Source organism: Oleiphilus sp. HI0067 (assembly GCF_001635735.1).
This window is the reverse complement of the sequence record NZ_LWFI01000911.1, coordinates 1-14,976: the sequence shown is the minus strand read 5'-3', so window position 1 is coordinate 14,976 and position 14,976 is coordinate 1. Positions and strand designations below refer to the sequence as shown.

The 14,976-nt window shown below is 44.6% G+C and carries 17 protein-coding genes; 14 read left to right on the top strand and 3 right to left on the bottom strand.

The annotated features are described in order from the left end of the window. Positions 1-8: 8 nt before the first annotated feature. The 13 genes from pilW (at position 9) to A3739_RS10410 (ending at position 11,926) form a co-directional block, all read left to right on the top strand. Positions 9-788, top strand: coding sequence for a type IV pilus biogenesis/stability protein PilW (gene pilW, locus A3739_RS10470; RefSeq protein ID WP_082878354.1), 780 nt, complete (start codon positions 9-11; stop codon positions 786-788). A 2-nt stretch (positions 789-790) separates the two neighbouring features. Beyond that, on the top strand, positions 791-1,717 hold the full coding sequence (locus A3739_RS10465; RefSeq protein ID WP_068476695.1) for a helix-turn-helix domain-containing protein: 927 nt from the start codon (positions 791-793) through the stop codon (positions 1,715-1,717). Positions 1,718-1,721: 4 nt separating this feature from the next. Further along, positions 1,722-2,834 carry a flavodoxin-dependent (E)-4-hydroxy-3-methylbut-2-enyl-diphosphate synthase gene (gene ispG / locus A3739_RS10460; RefSeq protein WP_068476698.1) on the top strand — a complete coding sequence of 371 codons (1,113 nt, stop codon included), beginning with the start codon at positions 1,722-1,724 and terminating at the stop codon, positions 2,832-2,834. A 27-nt stretch (positions 2,835-2,861) separates the two neighbouring features. After that, positions 2,862-4,127 carry a histidine--tRNA ligase gene (gene hisS, locus A3739_RS10455; protein WP_068476700.1) on the top strand — a complete coding sequence of 422 codons (1,266 nt, stop codon included), beginning with the start codon at positions 2,862-2,864 and terminating at the stop codon, positions 4,125-4,127. Between the two features lie 64 nt (positions 4,128-4,191). Further along, positions 4,192-4,845: a tetratricopeptide repeat protein gene (locus tag A3739_RS10450; protein WP_068476702.1), complete on the top strand. Its 654-nt coding sequence runs from the start codon at positions 4,192-4,194 to the stop codon at positions 4,843-4,845. Between the two features lie 20 nt (positions 4,846-4,865). Beyond that, positions 4,866-6,017, top strand: coding sequence for an outer membrane protein assembly factor BamB (gene bamB, locus A3739_RS10445; protein WP_197472266.1), 1,152 nt, complete (start codon positions 4,866-4,868; stop codon positions 6,015-6,017). Between the two features lie 15 nt (positions 6,018-6,032). Beyond that, positions 6,033-7,466: a ribosome biogenesis GTPase Der gene (gene der, locus A3739_RS10440; protein ID WP_068476706.1), complete on the top strand. Its 1,434-nt coding sequence runs from the start codon at positions 6,033-6,035 to the stop codon at positions 7,464-7,466. Beyond that, positions 7,463-7,954, top strand: coding sequence for an asparaginase domain-containing protein (locus A3739_RS10435; RefSeq protein ID WP_068476708.1), 492 nt, complete (start codon positions 7,463-7,465; stop codon positions 7,952-7,954). The genes der and A3739_RS10435 overlap by 4 nt, the downstream gene beginning before the upstream one ends. After that, positions 7,947-8,183 carry a cysteine-rich CWC family protein gene (locus A3739_RS10430; protein WP_068476710.1) on the top strand — a complete coding sequence of 79 codons (237 nt, stop codon included), beginning with the start codon at positions 7,947-7,949 and terminating at the stop codon, positions 8,181-8,183. Before A3739_RS10435 ends, A3739_RS10430 begins: the two co-directional genes overlap by 8 nt. A gap of 45 nt (positions 8,184-8,228) precedes the next feature. After that, positions 8,229-8,600 carry a fluoride efflux transporter CrcB gene (crcB, locus tag A3739_RS10425; RefSeq protein WP_068476712.1) on the top strand — a complete coding sequence of 124 codons (372 nt, stop codon included), beginning with the start codon at positions 8,229-8,231 and terminating at the stop codon, positions 8,598-8,600. 34 nt (positions 8,601-8,634) lie between these two features. Next, positions 8,635-9,909, top strand: coding sequence for a serine--tRNA ligase (gene serS / locus A3739_RS10420; protein WP_068476714.1), 1,275 nt, complete (start codon positions 8,635-8,637; stop codon positions 9,907-9,909). Positions 9,910-9,920: 11 nt separating this feature from the next. After that, positions 9,921-11,312, top strand: a complete 1,392-nt coding sequence (cysG, locus tag A3739_RS10415) for a siroheme synthase CysG (RefSeq protein WP_068476716.1) — start codon at positions 9,921-9,923, stop codon at positions 11,310-11,312. Between the two features lie 140 nt (positions 11,313-11,452). Continuing rightward, entirely contained in the window at positions 11,453-11,926 is a 474-nt protein-coding gene (locus A3739_RS10410) for a hypothetical protein (protein WP_068476718.1), read from the top strand. 45 nt (positions 11,927-11,971) lie between these two features. Here A3739_RS10410 and A3739_RS10405 read toward each other — a convergent pair whose 3' ends face one another. Then, complete coding sequence (locus A3739_RS10405) at positions 11,972-13,036, bottom strand: 3-deoxy-7-phosphoheptulonate synthase (protein ID WP_068476719.1); 1,065 nt, start codon at positions 13,034-13,036, stop codon at positions 11,972-11,974. Between the two features lie 226 nt (positions 13,037-13,262). On the opposite strand from A3739_RS10405, the gene A3739_RS10400 reads away from it, so the two are divergent. Further along, positions 13,263-13,628: a PilZ domain-containing protein gene (locus A3739_RS10400; RefSeq protein ID WP_068476721.1), complete on the top strand. Its 366-nt coding sequence runs from the start codon at positions 13,263-13,265 to the stop codon at positions 13,626-13,628. An 18-nt stretch (positions 13,629-13,646) separates the two neighbouring features. Here the strand turns inward: A3739_RS10400 and A3739_RS10395 are convergent, their stop codons facing one another. Both A3739_RS10395 and A3739_RS28765 read right to left on the bottom strand, forming a co-directional pair. Continuing rightward, complete coding sequence (locus A3739_RS10395; protein WP_068501280.1) at positions 13,647-14,765, bottom strand: alpha/beta fold hydrolase; 1,119 nt, start codon at positions 14,763-14,765, stop codon at positions 13,647-13,649. A gap of 98 nt (positions 14,766-14,863) precedes the next feature. Further along, positions 14,864-14,976 (bottom strand): SDR family oxidoreductase (locus A3739_RS28765; RefSeq protein WP_156502532.1); only part of this gene is annotated, 113 nt, incomplete at its 5' end.

Below are 14,976 nucleotides of genomic sequence, written 5' to 3'. Positions count from 1 at the left end.
ATTTAACTATGATGAGCCGTATTATAATAATTCTCGGTTTAACAGTTTTGTTGGCTGCATGTGTGACGACAAATGATAGCTCCTTGTCTCGCAACGCAGATCCTGAGGTTGCACTTGAACGCTACGTTAATCTTGGCTTTGAGTACATCAAACGAGAAGACTTTACGCGGGCGAAGAAACATCTAAATAGAGCTTTAGAAATTGATGATGATAATGCGCCGGCTAATAGTGCTCTTGGCCTTATTTATTCTCGTCAGGGCGATAAAGAAATCGCCGAAAAAATGTTCAAGAAGGCAATTGCAGCGGATTCAACGTATACGCGCGGCCGCACTTACTATGCAGCGTATTTATTTACGGAAGGACGTTTTGAGACAGCGCTGGAGCAATTTTTAATCGCGGCGGAAGATACTACATTCCCTTCTAGAAGTCAGTTGTATACCAATATCGCTTTGTGTCAGATTCGCCTCGATAATCCTGATGCAGCAATCTTAGCTTACGAGCGCGCTTTGCAGCTTGATCGATTTAACTCGAACGCATTAGCTGGAATGACAGAGTTATTGCTCACCAAGAACGACTTTAAACGTGCGCAGTTTTACTACAATCGACTTGTGAATCAAATTGCACAACAGGCGTTGACTCACTCGGCTCAGACCTTGTGGCAAGGCGTACGTATTGCCAAACATTTTAATGCTGTAAAGCAGGCCGAAAGTCTAGCTGCACTTTTGCGTGAGTTATATCCAGACTCACAAGAATATAAAAACTACCTAAGTCTATATTTCGGTAAATAAGCATGAGTGAACAAGAAGAAGTCCAAGAAATTACTCATCCCGGACCTATTCTCAGGGCGGCAAGAGACGAACTTCGTTTGTCGATCGATGAGGTGGCAAGTCAGCTTCACTTGCGTCCAAGTGTTGTCGCAATGATCGAATCCGAAAATTATCATGATTTTTCCAGCGATGTCTTTTTGAAAGGGTATTTTCGATCTTACTGTCGTTTAGTTGGTTTGCATGAAGAGCGCATGGTGGAATTGCTTGAAAGACAGCTCACAGTCATCGTGGAAGAAAAGAGGCAGCTAGACAAGCAGCAAGCTGACGAAAAGCTCAAAGCAAAACGTATTCATTTGATGAAATTGACTGGTGTTGCAGGGTCGATTGTGGTGGTTTGCGCTTTACTGGTCTGGACCTTGATTGGTAGTGAGAATGAGCATGAGCTTGAACAGCGTTCAGATAGTTCGTTGGAAAGTCCAGGGGCGGTTGTTGAACCCCCGGCAGCGCCGGAGGAAGTGGCGGAAGAGAATGATTCAGTAGAGCTTGTGTTAGTTGATGAGAAACAGTCCGCTGCTGAAACCTTAGGCGAAACGTCTGCAGTAACTGATGTAGCTATTCAATCATCGAATCTAGATGCAGAAGATCAGTCTTCTGAAAGTCAGCCTGTGGATGAAGTTTCAGCGCTTTCAAATCAAGATCAACCTCAAGTCAGAGGGACAATTTCAATCACTTTTACAGGTGACTGTTGGTTTGAAATATATGATGACCAAGATAATCGTATCAGCGCTGATTTGATGCGTGATGGTCGTAAGTTTGACTATGAATTTTCAACGGCACTTCGCGTTGTTCTTGGCGATGCAAGTGTTGCGCAAGTGTTCGTAAACGATGTCCAGTACGATATTTCGTCCTATGTCAGCACAACTGGACGCGCAGAATTTACTGTAGAGTAGAGTTATGAAGTTTGAGTCGCCGATAAAGCGAAGAGTTTCCCGTCAAATTATGGTGGGTGATGTGCCTGTGGGCGGAGATGCTCCGATTGCAGTGCAAAGTATGACGAATACTGAGACCACCGACGTCCAAACGACGCTCGGGCAAATTCAAGAATTAGCCGATGCGGGGGCGGACATTGTTCGGGTATCAGTCCCAACGATGGATGCCGCCGAGTCATTTAAGTTAATCAAGCAAGGCTCGCCAGTACCTTTAGTTGCAGATATTCATTTTGATTACAAAATTGCACTTAAAGTTGCTGAATATGGGGTCGATTGTTTACGTATCAATCCCGGAAATATCGGTAAAGAAGAACGTATTCGTGAGGTCATTGCGAGTGCTAAAGACCACGGGATTCCAATCCGAATTGGTGTGAATGCAGGGTCGCTAGAGAAAGACTTGCAGAAGAAGTACGGCGAGCCAACGCCTGCTGCGCTTGTTGAGTCTGCGATGCGTCATGTCGAGATTTTGCAGAGACATAATTTCGATAACTTCAAGCTGAGTTTAAAAGCGTCTGATGTGTTCATGACGGTTGCAGCATATAGAGAAATCGCTCGATTGATTGATCAGCCATTGCACTTGGGTATTACAGAAGCGGGCGGTTTTAGGGCTGGAGCGGTTAAGTCTGCAGTTGGTCTTGGCATGCTTTTAATGGATGGTATTGGCGATACGCTTCGTGTTTCGCTGGCAGCAAATCCTGTTGAAGAAGTCAAAGTCGGTTATGACATTCTTAAGTCTTTAAAGCTTCGTTCAAAAGGTATCAATTTTATTGCTTGCCCTAGTTGCTCGCGACAAAACTTCGATGTCGTTAAGACAATGAATGAGCTTGAAACACGTCTCGAAGATATTTCAACGCCGCTCGATGTTGCCATTATTGGATGTGTTGTTAACGGTCCTGGTGAAGCTAAAGAAGTAGATCTTGGGTTAACTGGTGGATCTCCGAACAATCTCGTTTATGTCGATGGCAAACCAGATCATAAGCTTTCAAATGATGACTTGGTTGATCAGTTAGAAAAACGTATCCGTGCGCAAGCTGAAGCTAAGCAGGCGCAAGAAGAAAATGTTATTGCGAAAGCTTAGTTTCGCGTTTTAATAAAAGGTTTATTTGTGGCAAAGATTCAAGCTATCCGTGGAATGAATGATTTACTTCCCGGCCAATCGTCAAAATGGCAATACCTCGAAAATATCGTCTCTGACTTATTGAGTAAGCATGGCTATCAAGAGATTCGTATGCCGATTGTCGAGCAAACCGAGTTGTTTAAACGCTCGATTGGTGAGGTCACGGATATCGTTGAAAAGGAAATGTATACCTTTGAAGACCGCAATGGCGATAGCCTGACTTTGCGTCCGGAGGGCACGGCGTGTTGTGTTCGTGCAGCGGAGCAACACGGCTTGCTTTTTAATCAAACGCAGCGCTTGTGGTATCAGGGACCTATGTTCCGTCACGAACGTCCTCAAAAAGGTCGTTATCGCCAGTTTCATCAGATTGGTGTTGAGTGTTTTGGGTTTGAAGGTCCAGATATCGACGCAGAACTTATTGCGTTGACAGATCAATTATGGAAAAAACTAGGAATCCGTGACTCGGTAGAGCTTCAGATTAACTCCTTAGGTTTGCCCGAAGAGCGTTTGGCATTCAAATCTGCTCTTGTGGTTTATTTATCTGATTTCAAAGACCAGCTTGATGAAGATAGTGTTCGGCGTCTTGATACAAATCCTTTGAGAATTTTGGATTCAAAGTCTGAGCAGACTCAAAAAATACTTGAGCAGGCGCCTGTTCTCACAGACTTCTTCGGTGAAGATTCGAAAAAGCACTTTGCAGAATTAACGGCATTTTTGGATGGTTTAGGTATTCGCTATGTAGTGAATCCTAAATTAGTACGTGGCCTAGATTACTACTCGAATATGGTGTTCGAATGGGTTACCGATGCGCTTGGTGCGCAGGGTACGGTGTGTGCGGGTGGTCGTTACGATGGCTTGGTAAAACAGCTTGGTGGAAAGGGTTCTCCTGGCGTTGGTTTTGCGATGGGTGTAGAGCGTCTTGTTCTTCTGCTCGAAGAGCTTAAGGTATTCCCTGAAGAGCTTGATGTGGTTGCGGATGTTTATATTGTCGCCGCAGGTGATGGTACTCAAATTAAAGCCTTCGAATTAGCAGGTCACTTGCGATCTGAAGGTGGTCTTCGTGTGTTGCAAAATATGGGGCAGGGCTCGTTCAAATCTCAAATGAAAAAAGCGGACAAGTCTGGTGCGCGCTATGCGGTTATTCTTGGCAGTAACGAAATTGATACCGACACAGCTTTGGTTAAGCCTTTAAAGAGTGATGAAGAACAAAAAAGCGTTGCTCAAAGTGATTTGATTAAATACATCGTTGTTTGAATGCAGTAAACTACTGCGCGGCTGATTAGCTGCTAATAAGAAATTGAGTTAAGTGGAGTAATTTGTGGACGAGTTTAAGACCGAAGAAGAACAAATCGCAGCGATTAAAAACTGGTGGAAGAATAACGGTAGTTCTGTGTTGCTAGCCGTTGTTGCTGCTCTTGCAATTGTATTTGGTTATCGTGCATGGCAAAACAACGTAGAGAATGATAAAGCGACAGCCTCTGCGTTATATCAGCAGTTGGTTAGCATCTCTACCCAGCAAGCAGGCTTAGGCGACGACCAGTCAGCTAGCTTTATTGCGAACGAGCTTAAAGAGAAATTTATAGATTCTGAATATGCGCGTTTTGCAGCATTGTTCTTGGCGAAACAAGCCGTGACTGCCAAAGATTACGATACTGCGCTTGCAGAACTTGATTTCGTTTTAGAATCAAATGAAGACCCGCGTACGATCCACATCGTTAATGCACGTAAAGCTCGCATTCTATCAGCGAAAGGTGAGTATGAAGCTGCGCATGCTTTACTCGATGCATCAGATGAAGCATTCGCCCCTGCATATCTTGAAATTAAGGGCGATATCTACATTCTTCAAGGTGATCGCGAGTCAGCAAAAGAAAGTTATCTAGCGGCGTTTGATATGGTGAAAGATGCGCCACAACGAGCACCACTTTTAGGTGTCAAATTGTCTGACTTGGGTGTGGACACACAGAGCCTTTAGTCACCTTCATGGATCATAGTATGACAAAGAGACTTATACAGTGTCTTGGCTTGAGCGCGGTTTTTACCGCGCTTTTTGCTTGTAGTTCTGACACTGGAAACATTCCTACAGAATTAACACGTATTGAAAACCCGATTTCTGTTGATAAAGCGTGGGACGCTGATGCAGGTTCTGGTGATGATGAATTACAACTACAGCTAGAGCCCTTCGTTAGTGGGCCCAGCGTATTCACAATCGACATAGATGGTGAATTACAATCTCGCTCCACAGAAACTGGTCGTTTAGAGTGGGAAGTAGATTTAGATCGCAGGGTTAGTGGCGGTGTGTCGGGAGATAGTCGCCAGCTCTATGTGAGTACGTTCCAAGGGCAACTTATTGCTTTATCTCGTAGCAATGGCCAAGAATTGTGGCAAGCGCGATTAAGTTCAGAAGCACTGAGTGTTGTAGCAAGCGACGGGTCTACGGTAGTTGTGCATGCCAGCGATGGGAAGGTATTTGGGATTAACGCTGATACTGGAGCACAAAGGTGGCGTTATGATAGCGATACGCCAGTTCTTTCTCTGCGCGGCACATCTTCTCCTTTAATTAGCGGTGACTCAGTATATGTGGGTCTCGCTAATGGGGCCTTGATCGGTATTGCGATTGATTCGGGTCGTAAGCAATGGTCTGTTAACTTGGGAACACCAAGCGGACGCACTGAGCTTGAACGTCTAGTAGATGTCGATGGAACTTTTGTCTTAAGCGGAAGAACACTTTATGCAACCGCTTATCAAGGCGACTTGAAAGCCATCAGTCTTACTACTGGTGAAACCTTGTGGTCGATGGCCTTATCCTCTTATTCAGGCGTAGGGGTGTCCGAAGATGGGAATACTATTATTTCTGCAGATTCCGACGGAAGAGTTTTTGCGGTCGAGGCATCGACAGGCAAAGAGCTTTGGGAAACGGAAAAACTTCTATACCGACGTTTAGGTGCTGTTACGACAATTCTAAATTATGGAGTGGTCGCTGATTTTGAGGGTTATGTTCATTTTCTTGATTTAAGCAATGGCGAACTTGTAGGGCGTGTTCGCCCCGATAGTGATGGCGTATTAGGACGCATCAAAGTCGTTGAATCCACACTCTACGTCTATACTCGTTCTGGCGATCTGTACACCTACGAATTAAATCTTTAAGCGGAATACGATTAAATGGTTCCTGTAATAGCTCTTGTAGGGCGACCAAATGTTGGGAAATCAACTCTCTTTAACCGGATGACAAAGTCGCGCGATGCGATTGTTGCTGACTATCCGGGGCTGACTCGTGACAGAAAATATGGCGAGGGTCACCATGGCGATAAGAAGTATATCGTTATTGATACGGGTGGTTTGACGGGAGACGAAGAAGGCATCGATATGGCGATGGCCGAACAGTCATATCTTGCGATTGAAGAAGCGGATTTGGTTCTGTTTGTTGTATCAGCAAGAGACGGCTTAACGCCCGCCGATGAGATCATTGCGAAGTCGATACGACAGTCAGGTAAGCCGTGCGAACTTGTCGTAAATAAAGTTGATGGGTTGAGTCAAGACGCAGTGGAAGCTGATTTTTATAAGCTTGGTATAGGAACCCATCACTTAACTGCAGCCTCACAAAATCGTGGAATCACGTCTTTGACTAGTGAGATTATCGATAACTTTCCAGAAGCTGATGAGGTGGAAGACCAAGAGCCTCATGGTTGTAGTATCGGAATCATTGGTCGTCCTAACGTTGGTAAATCAACCTTGGTGAATCGCTTACTGGGGGAAGAACGTGTCGTTGTTTTCGATATGCCTGGTACAACGCGAGACAGCGTTTATATTCCTTACGAACGTAGAGAGAAGCCCTACACCATAATCGATACTGCAGGTGTTCGTCGCCGAAAAAATGTAAAAGAGACGGTTGAGAAGTTTTCAATTGTAAAAACACTGCAGGCGATCGCTGACTCCAACGTAGTGGTATTAGTGATCGATGCTCGTGAGGGAGTTGTTGAGCAAGATCTTCATCTACTTGGCTTTGCAATGGATGCTGGACGCGCGATTGTTATTGCTGTCAATAAATGGGACGGCATGACTGGTGAAGAAAAAGACGCTGTAAAAAATGAGCTCTCTCGCCGATTAGTCTTTATGGATTATGCAAATACACACTTTATTTCTGCGAAGCACGGAAGTGGTGTGGGTGACATGTATAAGTCTATAGATCAGGCATACAAGTCAGCATTTGCTAAATGGCCAACAAAACGACTGACAGAACTGCTTCAAGATGCAGTAAGCGATCATCAGCCACCTGTTGTTCGTGGACGTAGAATCAAATTGCGTTTCGCGCACCAAGGCGGTTCAAACCCACCTGTTATTGTTGTTCATGGTTCTAAAACCGATGACTTGCCAGATAGCTACAAGCGATACTTGGAAAATACGTTCAGAAAAGTATTGAAAGTAAAAGGTACGCCGATTCGTTTTGATTTTAAATCGAGCGAGAATCCGTTTGCGAATCCTACTAATAAGTTATCGGCAAAAGACAAAGTCAAAGCGAATCGCAAGAATGAAGCGAAGGCGTTTGAAAGTCGCCGCTCTAAGAAAAATCGAAGAGGTTCGAAGGGTAAACGATGACGAAAATAGCATTAGTTACAACCGGCGGTACGATAGATAAAGATTACTTTGATGCGCTTAGCGATTATAAAGTTGTTGAGTCAATCATCCCGGAATTGTTGGCCCGTATTGGGTCTGGCGTTGAAGTTGAACAGCATGAGATTTGTCGCAAAGATAGTTTAGAGTTAACGGACGACGACCGCGCGGCGCTGAAGGCGTGCATAGAAAGTCTTGGATGTGACAAAGTGCTTGTGACACATGGTACAGACACGATGGTCGACAGTGCTCAGGCGCTTGGTGATATGCCTGGAAAAACGATTGTTTTTACGGGAGCTATGCGTCCAGCACGTTTTCTTGATAGCGATGGTCTCTTTAACGTTGGTGTGGCGTTAGGTGCGCTACAAAGCAAGGAAAGCGGTATTTTCATCGCAATGACGGGCCAAGTATTTACGCCTGATGCGGTGAAAAAGAATCGCGCAGCGCAACGTTTTGAAAGTACGAGTGAATAATAAAGCTGTTTGCCCGTCTTGCGGTAACGAAAACAAATGCGGTATGGCTGCGCTGGACGCGGAATCGAATCTTTCGCAAGTGAGATGTTGGTGCTTACCTGAAGGTGGTTTTGATTTGGATTCAGTGAACGCTGAGTCAGTGTCGGGTGCTCAGCACTTGTCTTGTTATTGCAACCAGTGCTTAAAAGATAAGAAAGTTGTTGAAGGCAATAGTGTAATCACCGAATAAGGTCGGTACACTGCGTCTACAATCAAGAAGGGGGGGAGCAGGGAAATGAAAGTGCTTATTGGCGTTGCCATAGCAGGCGCAGTTGGCGCACTGTTACGTTTCGGTGTCACTCTTCTTGTCGGCCAGCGTTTTTTCCCTTGGGCGACTCTTTCCGTCAATGTTGTTGGGTCGTTTTTGATGGGAGTAGCTTATGTTGCGATTGTCGAAAAAGCTATTATTCACCCAGACTTGAAACCTGTCATTATGGCGGGAGGCCTTGGTGCTTTCACGACCTTTTCCGCGTTCTCTCTAGAGGTGTGGGCTTTCATTGAGAAAGGTGCGCTTTCGTATGCGCTACTTTATATTTTTAGTTCAGTGTTGTTGTCTATTACGGCACTGTGGTTGGGTATCGTAATTAGTCGTTACTGCCTCGCATAAAGAATTGAACAAAATTAAACGAAGTTGATTAGTCATGTTAGATCCAAAACTTATTCGTAGCGACGCTCAAGCAATTGCAGAGCGCCTTAAAATCAAAAAATATGAGCTTGATGTAGCCGGATTTGAAGCTTTAGAAGAAAGACGTAAAGCGATTCAAGTGGAAACTGAGACCTTGCAAAGCGAGCGTAATGCCCGTTCGAAGGGAATTGGTAAAGCTAAAGCGGCCGGCGAAGATATTGCACCACTAATTGCTGAAATGGATAAGATGGGCGCTGCTTTAGAAGAGAAAAAAGCCGAGCTTAAAGTTCTTCAAGATGAGATAAATGCGTTGTTAGCTGGAATGCCAAACATTCCTGACGAAGAGGTTCCTACTGGTAACGACGAAAATGATAACGTCGAAGTCGCTGTTTGGGGCGAACCAACTACGTTTGATTTTGAAGTGAAGGATCATGTTGCGTTAGGCGAAGGCTTGGGCAAATTAGATTTCGAAACAGCAAGTAAGCTAACCGGATCGCGCTTTGTATTGATGCGTGGCGCCTTAGCTAAATTACATCGTGCTCTTGCTCAATTTATGCTTGATACGCATACCGAGACTAATGGCTATGAAGAGCTATACCTGCCGTACATCGTCAATGACGAGTCTTTGTACGGTACCGGTCAGTTGCCAAAATTTGCAGAAGATTTATTTAAGCTCCATGCAGATAGAGAGTTTTATCTGATTCCTACTGCAGAGGTTCCTGCGACAAATATTGTTCGTAATGAAATTGTTGAAGAAGCTGAGCTACCATTACAATTCGTGTGTCATACACCTTGTTTCAGAAGTGAAGCAGGTTCTTATGGGCGTGATGTGCGAGGTATGATCCGTCAGCATCAATTCGATAAAGTTGAACTCGTTCAGGTAGTAAAACCAGAAGATTCTGACGCCGCGCTTGAAACCTTAACGTCGCATGCCGAAGGTATTCTTCAGGCTTTGGAGCTTCCTTATAGAAAAGTGATGCTTTGTGGTGGTGATTTAGGTTTCTCAGCGGTAAAAACCTATGACTTGGAGGTTTGGTTACCAGGTCAGCAGGCTTATCGTGAAATCTCGTCATGTAGCAACACGCGTGACTTCCAAGCTCGTCGCATGCAAGCGCGTTACCGTGACCAAGCTAGCGGGAAGCCGGCATTGGTGCATACCCTGAATGGATCAGGTTTAGCGGTAGGTCGTACCATGATTGCGGTACTTGAAAACTATCAGCAAGAAGATGGTTCGATTAAAGTGCCAGAAGCACTTAAATCATACATGGGTAATATCGACGTTATTCGCTAAGAGACGCTCTTATGAACTGGCTTCCGTTGTATTTTAAGCCGCAAGGGCAGTCAGTTCTTGTCTTTGGTAGTGGTGACGTTGCGACTAGAAAAGTTCGATTTCTACAACGAACAGAATTTCCGATTACCGTAATTAGTATTGATGAGACTGCTAAGGATAGGTTTACTGAGTTTGAATCGGTGGATGTTATTCATAGTACAGGCCTTGATTCTCTTAGCTCTCAATTGTTTGAAAACGTTATTTTTGCAGTTGCGGCATCTGAAGATCATAGCGCTGACGTCTTTTTTGCTCAGCAGGCTCGCCAAGCTGGTATCCCAGTTCATGTGGCACATTCCATAGACGATAGTGATTTTTTGCTTCCTGCTGTAATTGATCGAGGCCCGATATCGGTCGCGGTATCGAGTGCAGGTCAGCATCCTACCTTAACTCGCCTTGTTCGTAATCGTATCGAATCCGTATTGCCGGCAAGGCTCGAAGCTTTGGCTGAGCTAGCATTACGCTATAAAGATAAGGTACGAGAAAAGCTCTCAACTAATAATGCCCGTCGTGCTTTTTGGGAGCGTCAGCTAGAAGGTCGTGTTGCAGATCTTGTATACAGTGGACGTGATGAAGACGCGGAGCGTTTGTTACTAGAGAGCTTAGATAGCATAGCGAGTTCCACGCAGGGCGTTGGAGAAGTTTATCTCGTTGGTGCAGGGCCTGGTGATCCTGATTTACTTAGCTTTAGAGCATTGCGGTTGATTAGACAGGCAGACGTCGTGTTATTTGATCGTCTTGTGTCGCCCCAAATACTCAACCTAGTTCGCCAAGACGCGGATATGATAGATGTCGGTAAGCGGCGTTCTCATCATACGATGCAACAGGAAAGTATCAACGAATTGCTAGCTAAACTCGCCAAACAAGGTAAACGTGTTCTTCGCTTAAAAGGCGGAGACCCCTTTATATTTGGGCGAGGTGGGGAAGAGATCGAAACGCTCTCAGAGCATGGCGTTCCATTTCAAGTTGTTCCGGGTATTACTGCAGCTGCAGGGTGTGCGAGCTATTCGGGAATTCCATTGACGCATCGAGATCATGCTCAATCTGTGCGTTTTGTGACTGGGCATTTGAAGAATAATAGCTCGGAGTTAGATTGGCCTAGCCTTGTCGCTGAACAGCAAACGCTCGTATTCTATATGGGCTTGGTCGCTTTACCTCAAATTGCAGAAGGTCTAGTGAATCAAGGCATGTCGCAGGATATGCCTGTGGCAGTTATTTCACGCGGAACCTTACCAGATCAGCGTGTATTGATTAGCTCTCTGTCTCGCGTAGCGGCAGACGTTACGGCTGCTGAGCTTAAAGCTCCAACGATTATTATTATTGGTACTGTCGTGAATCTTCACGAAAAGTTGGGATGGCAGTCTTAACTAAGTGTGTAATTGTGTGAATCGAAATGTAGCGAATTGTTTTTCATTGCTGCGCTTCACGCGCCCTAAGATAACCATGACCGACTGAAACTGACATTAAGTGTCATAATGAATCTAGTAGTAACACTGTTAGGCACATTATGAACATCATTCCTAAATCTGCAATTCGTATCCTAGAGTTGCAAAACGTATCTCTCCCGAGCGTCGGCTTGAACGAGCCTCAAACCACAATTAATAAGGTCAGCAAATCAAAAGGATTGCTATCCCGTTTTTCGAAATCAAAACAAAAGTCTACAACTGCCCTTGATAAGAGAAGCCAGCAGCATAGTTTTGAGGTCGCGAGCTGGCTGAGGTTTGGCTTTTCGGAGGAGTCTCGCTTGGTTACGCTGTGTCTATCTTATTCCGATTCTAGTGGCGATTATGTAGCCCTGGTCGAAGAGCAAAGTGTAAACGATAAGGCAAGTACAATGATGTCTGCCGTTATTGATTTGCAAACCAAAGGTCCGATACAAAAACTGGCAGTAGCTTGTGCGGGGTTAAAAGTTGAAGATCGCTGTTATATAGAAGATTTAACGATAAAAAGAATAACTCAAGAACAAAAAATTAGTGCATAGAGAGGTTAAGCGCTGCTGAGATAATGAAAGCAGCGCTTGAGATGCTTAGCGTGTAGGAAGAACGTCCTTCAATTTCGCATGCATATCTAGAATAGCTTTCTCTGTAGTTTCCCAATCAATACAACCATCTGTCACAGATACGCCGTATTCCAGCTCTTCTAAGTTTTCAGGAATTGATTGATTCCCGAAATTAATATTACTTTCGATCATCAATCCAATGATTGACTTGTTACCGTCAATAATTTGATTCGTAGCGTCTTGCATTACCAGTGGTTGCAATGCTGGATCTTTGTTTGAGTTTGCATGGCTACAATCAATCATAATATTGCTTGCCAGATTTGCTTTCTCTAGAGCTTGTTCGCAGAGCGCAACGTTCACGGAATCGTAGTTTGGCTTACCGCCGCCGCCACGCAATACAACGTGTGCGTATGGGTTACCTTTTGTACGTACAATTGAACATTGGCCTTCATGGTTGATTCCCAGGAAGCTATGAGGGTGTGCGACTGATCCAAGTGCATTGATTGCTACACCAAGTCCACCATCTGTTCCGTTTTTAAAGCCAATAGCAACAGACAGACCAGAGCTCATTTCACGGTGTGTCTGCGATTCAGTTGTTCTTGCTCCGATTGCAGACCAAGAGATTGTGTCTTGAAGGTATTGCGGAGAAATCGGATCAAGCGCTTCTGTAGCAGTCGGTAGGCCGATTTCTGCGATGTCGATCAGAAGCTTACGACCAATATGAAGACCATCTTCGATTTCAAATGAATCGTTTAGATGTGGGTCATTGATCAATCCCTTCCAGCCAATCGTTGTGCGTGGCTTTTCAAAATAAACGCGCATGACTAGGTAAATAGTGTCGCTTACTTTGTCTGCCAATTCTTTTAGCCTTAGGGCGTAATCTTTGGCAGCATCAATGTCATGAATTGAACAAGGACCGACAACAAGGAAGATACGCTTGTCTTTGCGATCAAGGATATTATTGATCGTTTCGCGACCTTCAGTGACAACTTCTTTCGCTTTCTCGGTAAGAGGGATGTCTTGCTTTAGTTGTGCGGGAGTAATAAGGAGTTCTTGGCTCGCAACATTTATATTATCTAATTCAGCGCTCATTTATTTAACCTACTGATATCGTTTCGTTTCCGACAGGTTATTGTTTTAACAACAGAAAGTTTGTCTTTGTGGGCACGATGTTGACCTAAACGTTAATGCTTTGCAACGACATAGCGAATGTTCCGTGAAACATTATGAAAAAACCTGTGATTATCGATAACCTTTTGAACATCGCTGTCTATACTTTTGTTATTCAAAACAAAAACAAGCTTCGGTAAAGGAATATATGATTAGGTATTACAGTGATGACGAGCGGCGCCGCGAAGCACGGATGTATCGCAGTGGCGAAATCTTTGTTGAACTCGTTGCACCGACACCAGATGAAACTTCGAGCCCTGAAATTGTTCGCTGTGAAGTGCTGGACATCTCTGCAACGGGCGCTCAGTTGCTAGCCGACGATTCAATGAAAGTCGGAGCGATTCATACGCTTGTGATCGATCTTGATGAATATGACAAAAACTATCGACTAGCAGGAGAAGTCCGTTGGGTACGTACCCATAATGACGGCTTTCTTATAGGTTTTGAGTTTTTGGATTCTGAACAAACAGGTATTGATGATTGGAAGGGCTTGCTCGCTAATTTCTTAAATTAACGAGCGGTGTGCTTTTACTTATTGCTCGTCAGTCATTTCTGGTAAGCCATCACCAAATAAGGCTTCTTTATCACCTACAGAATTAACCGCATCTTGTAAGGTGAAGGAATCGCGGCCTAAGCCTTCGAGAGTCGGCAGAGGTTCGTCGTTTATGAAAGCAATTAAGTCATAGGCAGAGTCTTCTGCATGCTCTTCCATCGCCAAATGCCCGATTCCTTTATACTCAACCATCATTGCATTTGGAACTTCTTCCACCCATCTCTCGGCGTGCTCGAAGTCACCCCATTTGTCTTTATTTCCCCACATAATTAGAGCGCGATTTTCAATGTTACTCAGAGTCTCTTGAGTTCCGTACTCCATCAGCTCGCGCGCTAGGCTGGCGTGACGTACATTTGTCGCATGCGCTCCTGGGCCTTGCAAAAGATGGATGTAACGCTGGAGGGTGTCGGGGGTGATTTTTTCTGGATTGGCGTAAAAATCATCTACCATTGTGGTAACGATCGTTGATGGTTGAAAATACTCGGAAAGTAGGCCTGTATTATCTAAGTATCGGACCATGAAAGGGGGCTCTTGCTGCATGCCAAGAGGCGATACCAAAGTAAGAGTTTTTACTTTATTTGAGTTGTCTATAGCGTAACGTGCAGCTAAATATCCGCCGTAAGAAGCACCGACTAAATGAAAGTTTCGGAGCTCGAGATCTTCAATTAGGTAGGTGAGGGTATGACTCAGGTAATCACGACTTAAGTTTTCAGGACATAGATCTTCTGGTGAGCGAATGCAGCGTGGTGCCCCCGTTAAACCTGAGCCAGGTAAATCAATCGCGATAACACGAAATTCTTGGCGAAGTATTTCGACCCAGCGGTTCCATGTGTGAACAGAGGAAAGCTCGCCATGGATAAGGACAATGGTATCGCCTTCGCCTACATCACGAAAATGCACAGGTAAGCCAAAGTCATTATCGCGATAGTCTGAGTCAGGATAGGTATAGCGGGAAGTGATGTACCAATCAGGTAATTCCGAAAAACCTAGAAAACTAGTCAGAGAAGTCGAGGATTTAGATGCACCCTTCATATTCGTACACGCGCCAAGCAATACAATGCTCAAAGTGACTAGCGCAACTTTTAAAATGCGAAACATACGCAGTTGTTTCTCTCTAACTTCCCAGTAAAACCGTAAGCATACGCAAACTAGCAGACTATTCAGTGAACTAGTGCTGTTTACGTTAGCTAACTTAGTTAGGCATCGTCCAAAGGATGCATAGCGGTGGTATTAAATCCGCCATCAACGAACAAAATCTCTCCACTAATTCCACTCGCTAAGTCGCTACACATAAATGCAGCCGCATTAC

What these genes read in the sequence shown, in the direction of transcription:
- pilW (WP_082878354.1), top strand. Translation starts at nt 9, where the DNA reads ATGATGAGCCGTATTATAATAATTCTCGGTTTAACAGTTTTGTTGGCT.
- A3739_RS10465 (WP_068476695.1), top strand. Translation starts at nt 791, where the DNA reads ATGAGTGAACAAGAAGAAGTCCAAGAAATTACTCATCCCGGACCTATT.
- ispG (WP_068476698.1), top strand. Translation starts at nt 1,722, where the DNA reads ATGAAGTTTGAGTCGCCGATAAAGCGAAGAGTTTCCCGTCAAATTATG.
- bamB (WP_197472266.1), top strand. Translation starts at nt 4,866, where the DNA reads ATGACAAAGAGACTTATACAGTGTCTTGGCTTGAGCGCGGTTTTTACC.
- der (WP_068476706.1), top strand. Translation starts at nt 6,033, where the DNA reads ATGGTTCCTGTAATAGCTCTTGTAGGGCGACCAAATGTTGGGAAATCA.
- A3739_RS10435 (WP_068476708.1), top strand. Translation starts at nt 7,463, where the DNA reads ATGACGAAAATAGCATTAGTTACAACCGGCGGTACGATAGATAAAGAT.
- crcB (WP_068476712.1), top strand. Translation starts at nt 8,229, where the DNA reads ATGAAAGTGCTTATTGGCGTTGCCATAGCAGGCGCAGTTGGCGCACTG.
- serS (WP_068476714.1), top strand. Translation starts at nt 8,635, where the DNA reads ATGTTAGATCCAAAACTTATTCGTAGCGACGCTCAAGCAATTGCAGAG.
- cysG (WP_068476716.1), top strand. Translation starts at nt 9,921, where the DNA reads ATGAACTGGCTTCCGTTGTATTTTAAGCCGCAAGGGCAGTCAGTTCTT.
- A3739_RS10410 (WP_068476718.1), top strand. Translation starts at nt 11,453, where the DNA reads ATGAACATCATTCCTAAATCTGCAATTCGTATCCTAGAGTTGCAAAAC.
- A3739_RS10405 (WP_068476719.1), bottom strand. Translation starts at nt 13,036, where the DNA reads ATGAGCGCTGAATTAGATAATATAAATGTTGCGAGCCAAGAACTCCTT.
- A3739_RS10400 (WP_068476721.1), top strand. Translation starts at nt 13,263, where the DNA reads ATGATTAGGTATTACAGTGATGACGAGCGGCGCCGCGAAGCACGGATG.
- A3739_RS10395 (WP_068501280.1), bottom strand. Translation starts at nt 14,765, where the DNA reads ATGTTTCGCATTTTAAAAGTTGCGCTAGTCACTTTGAGCATTGTATTG.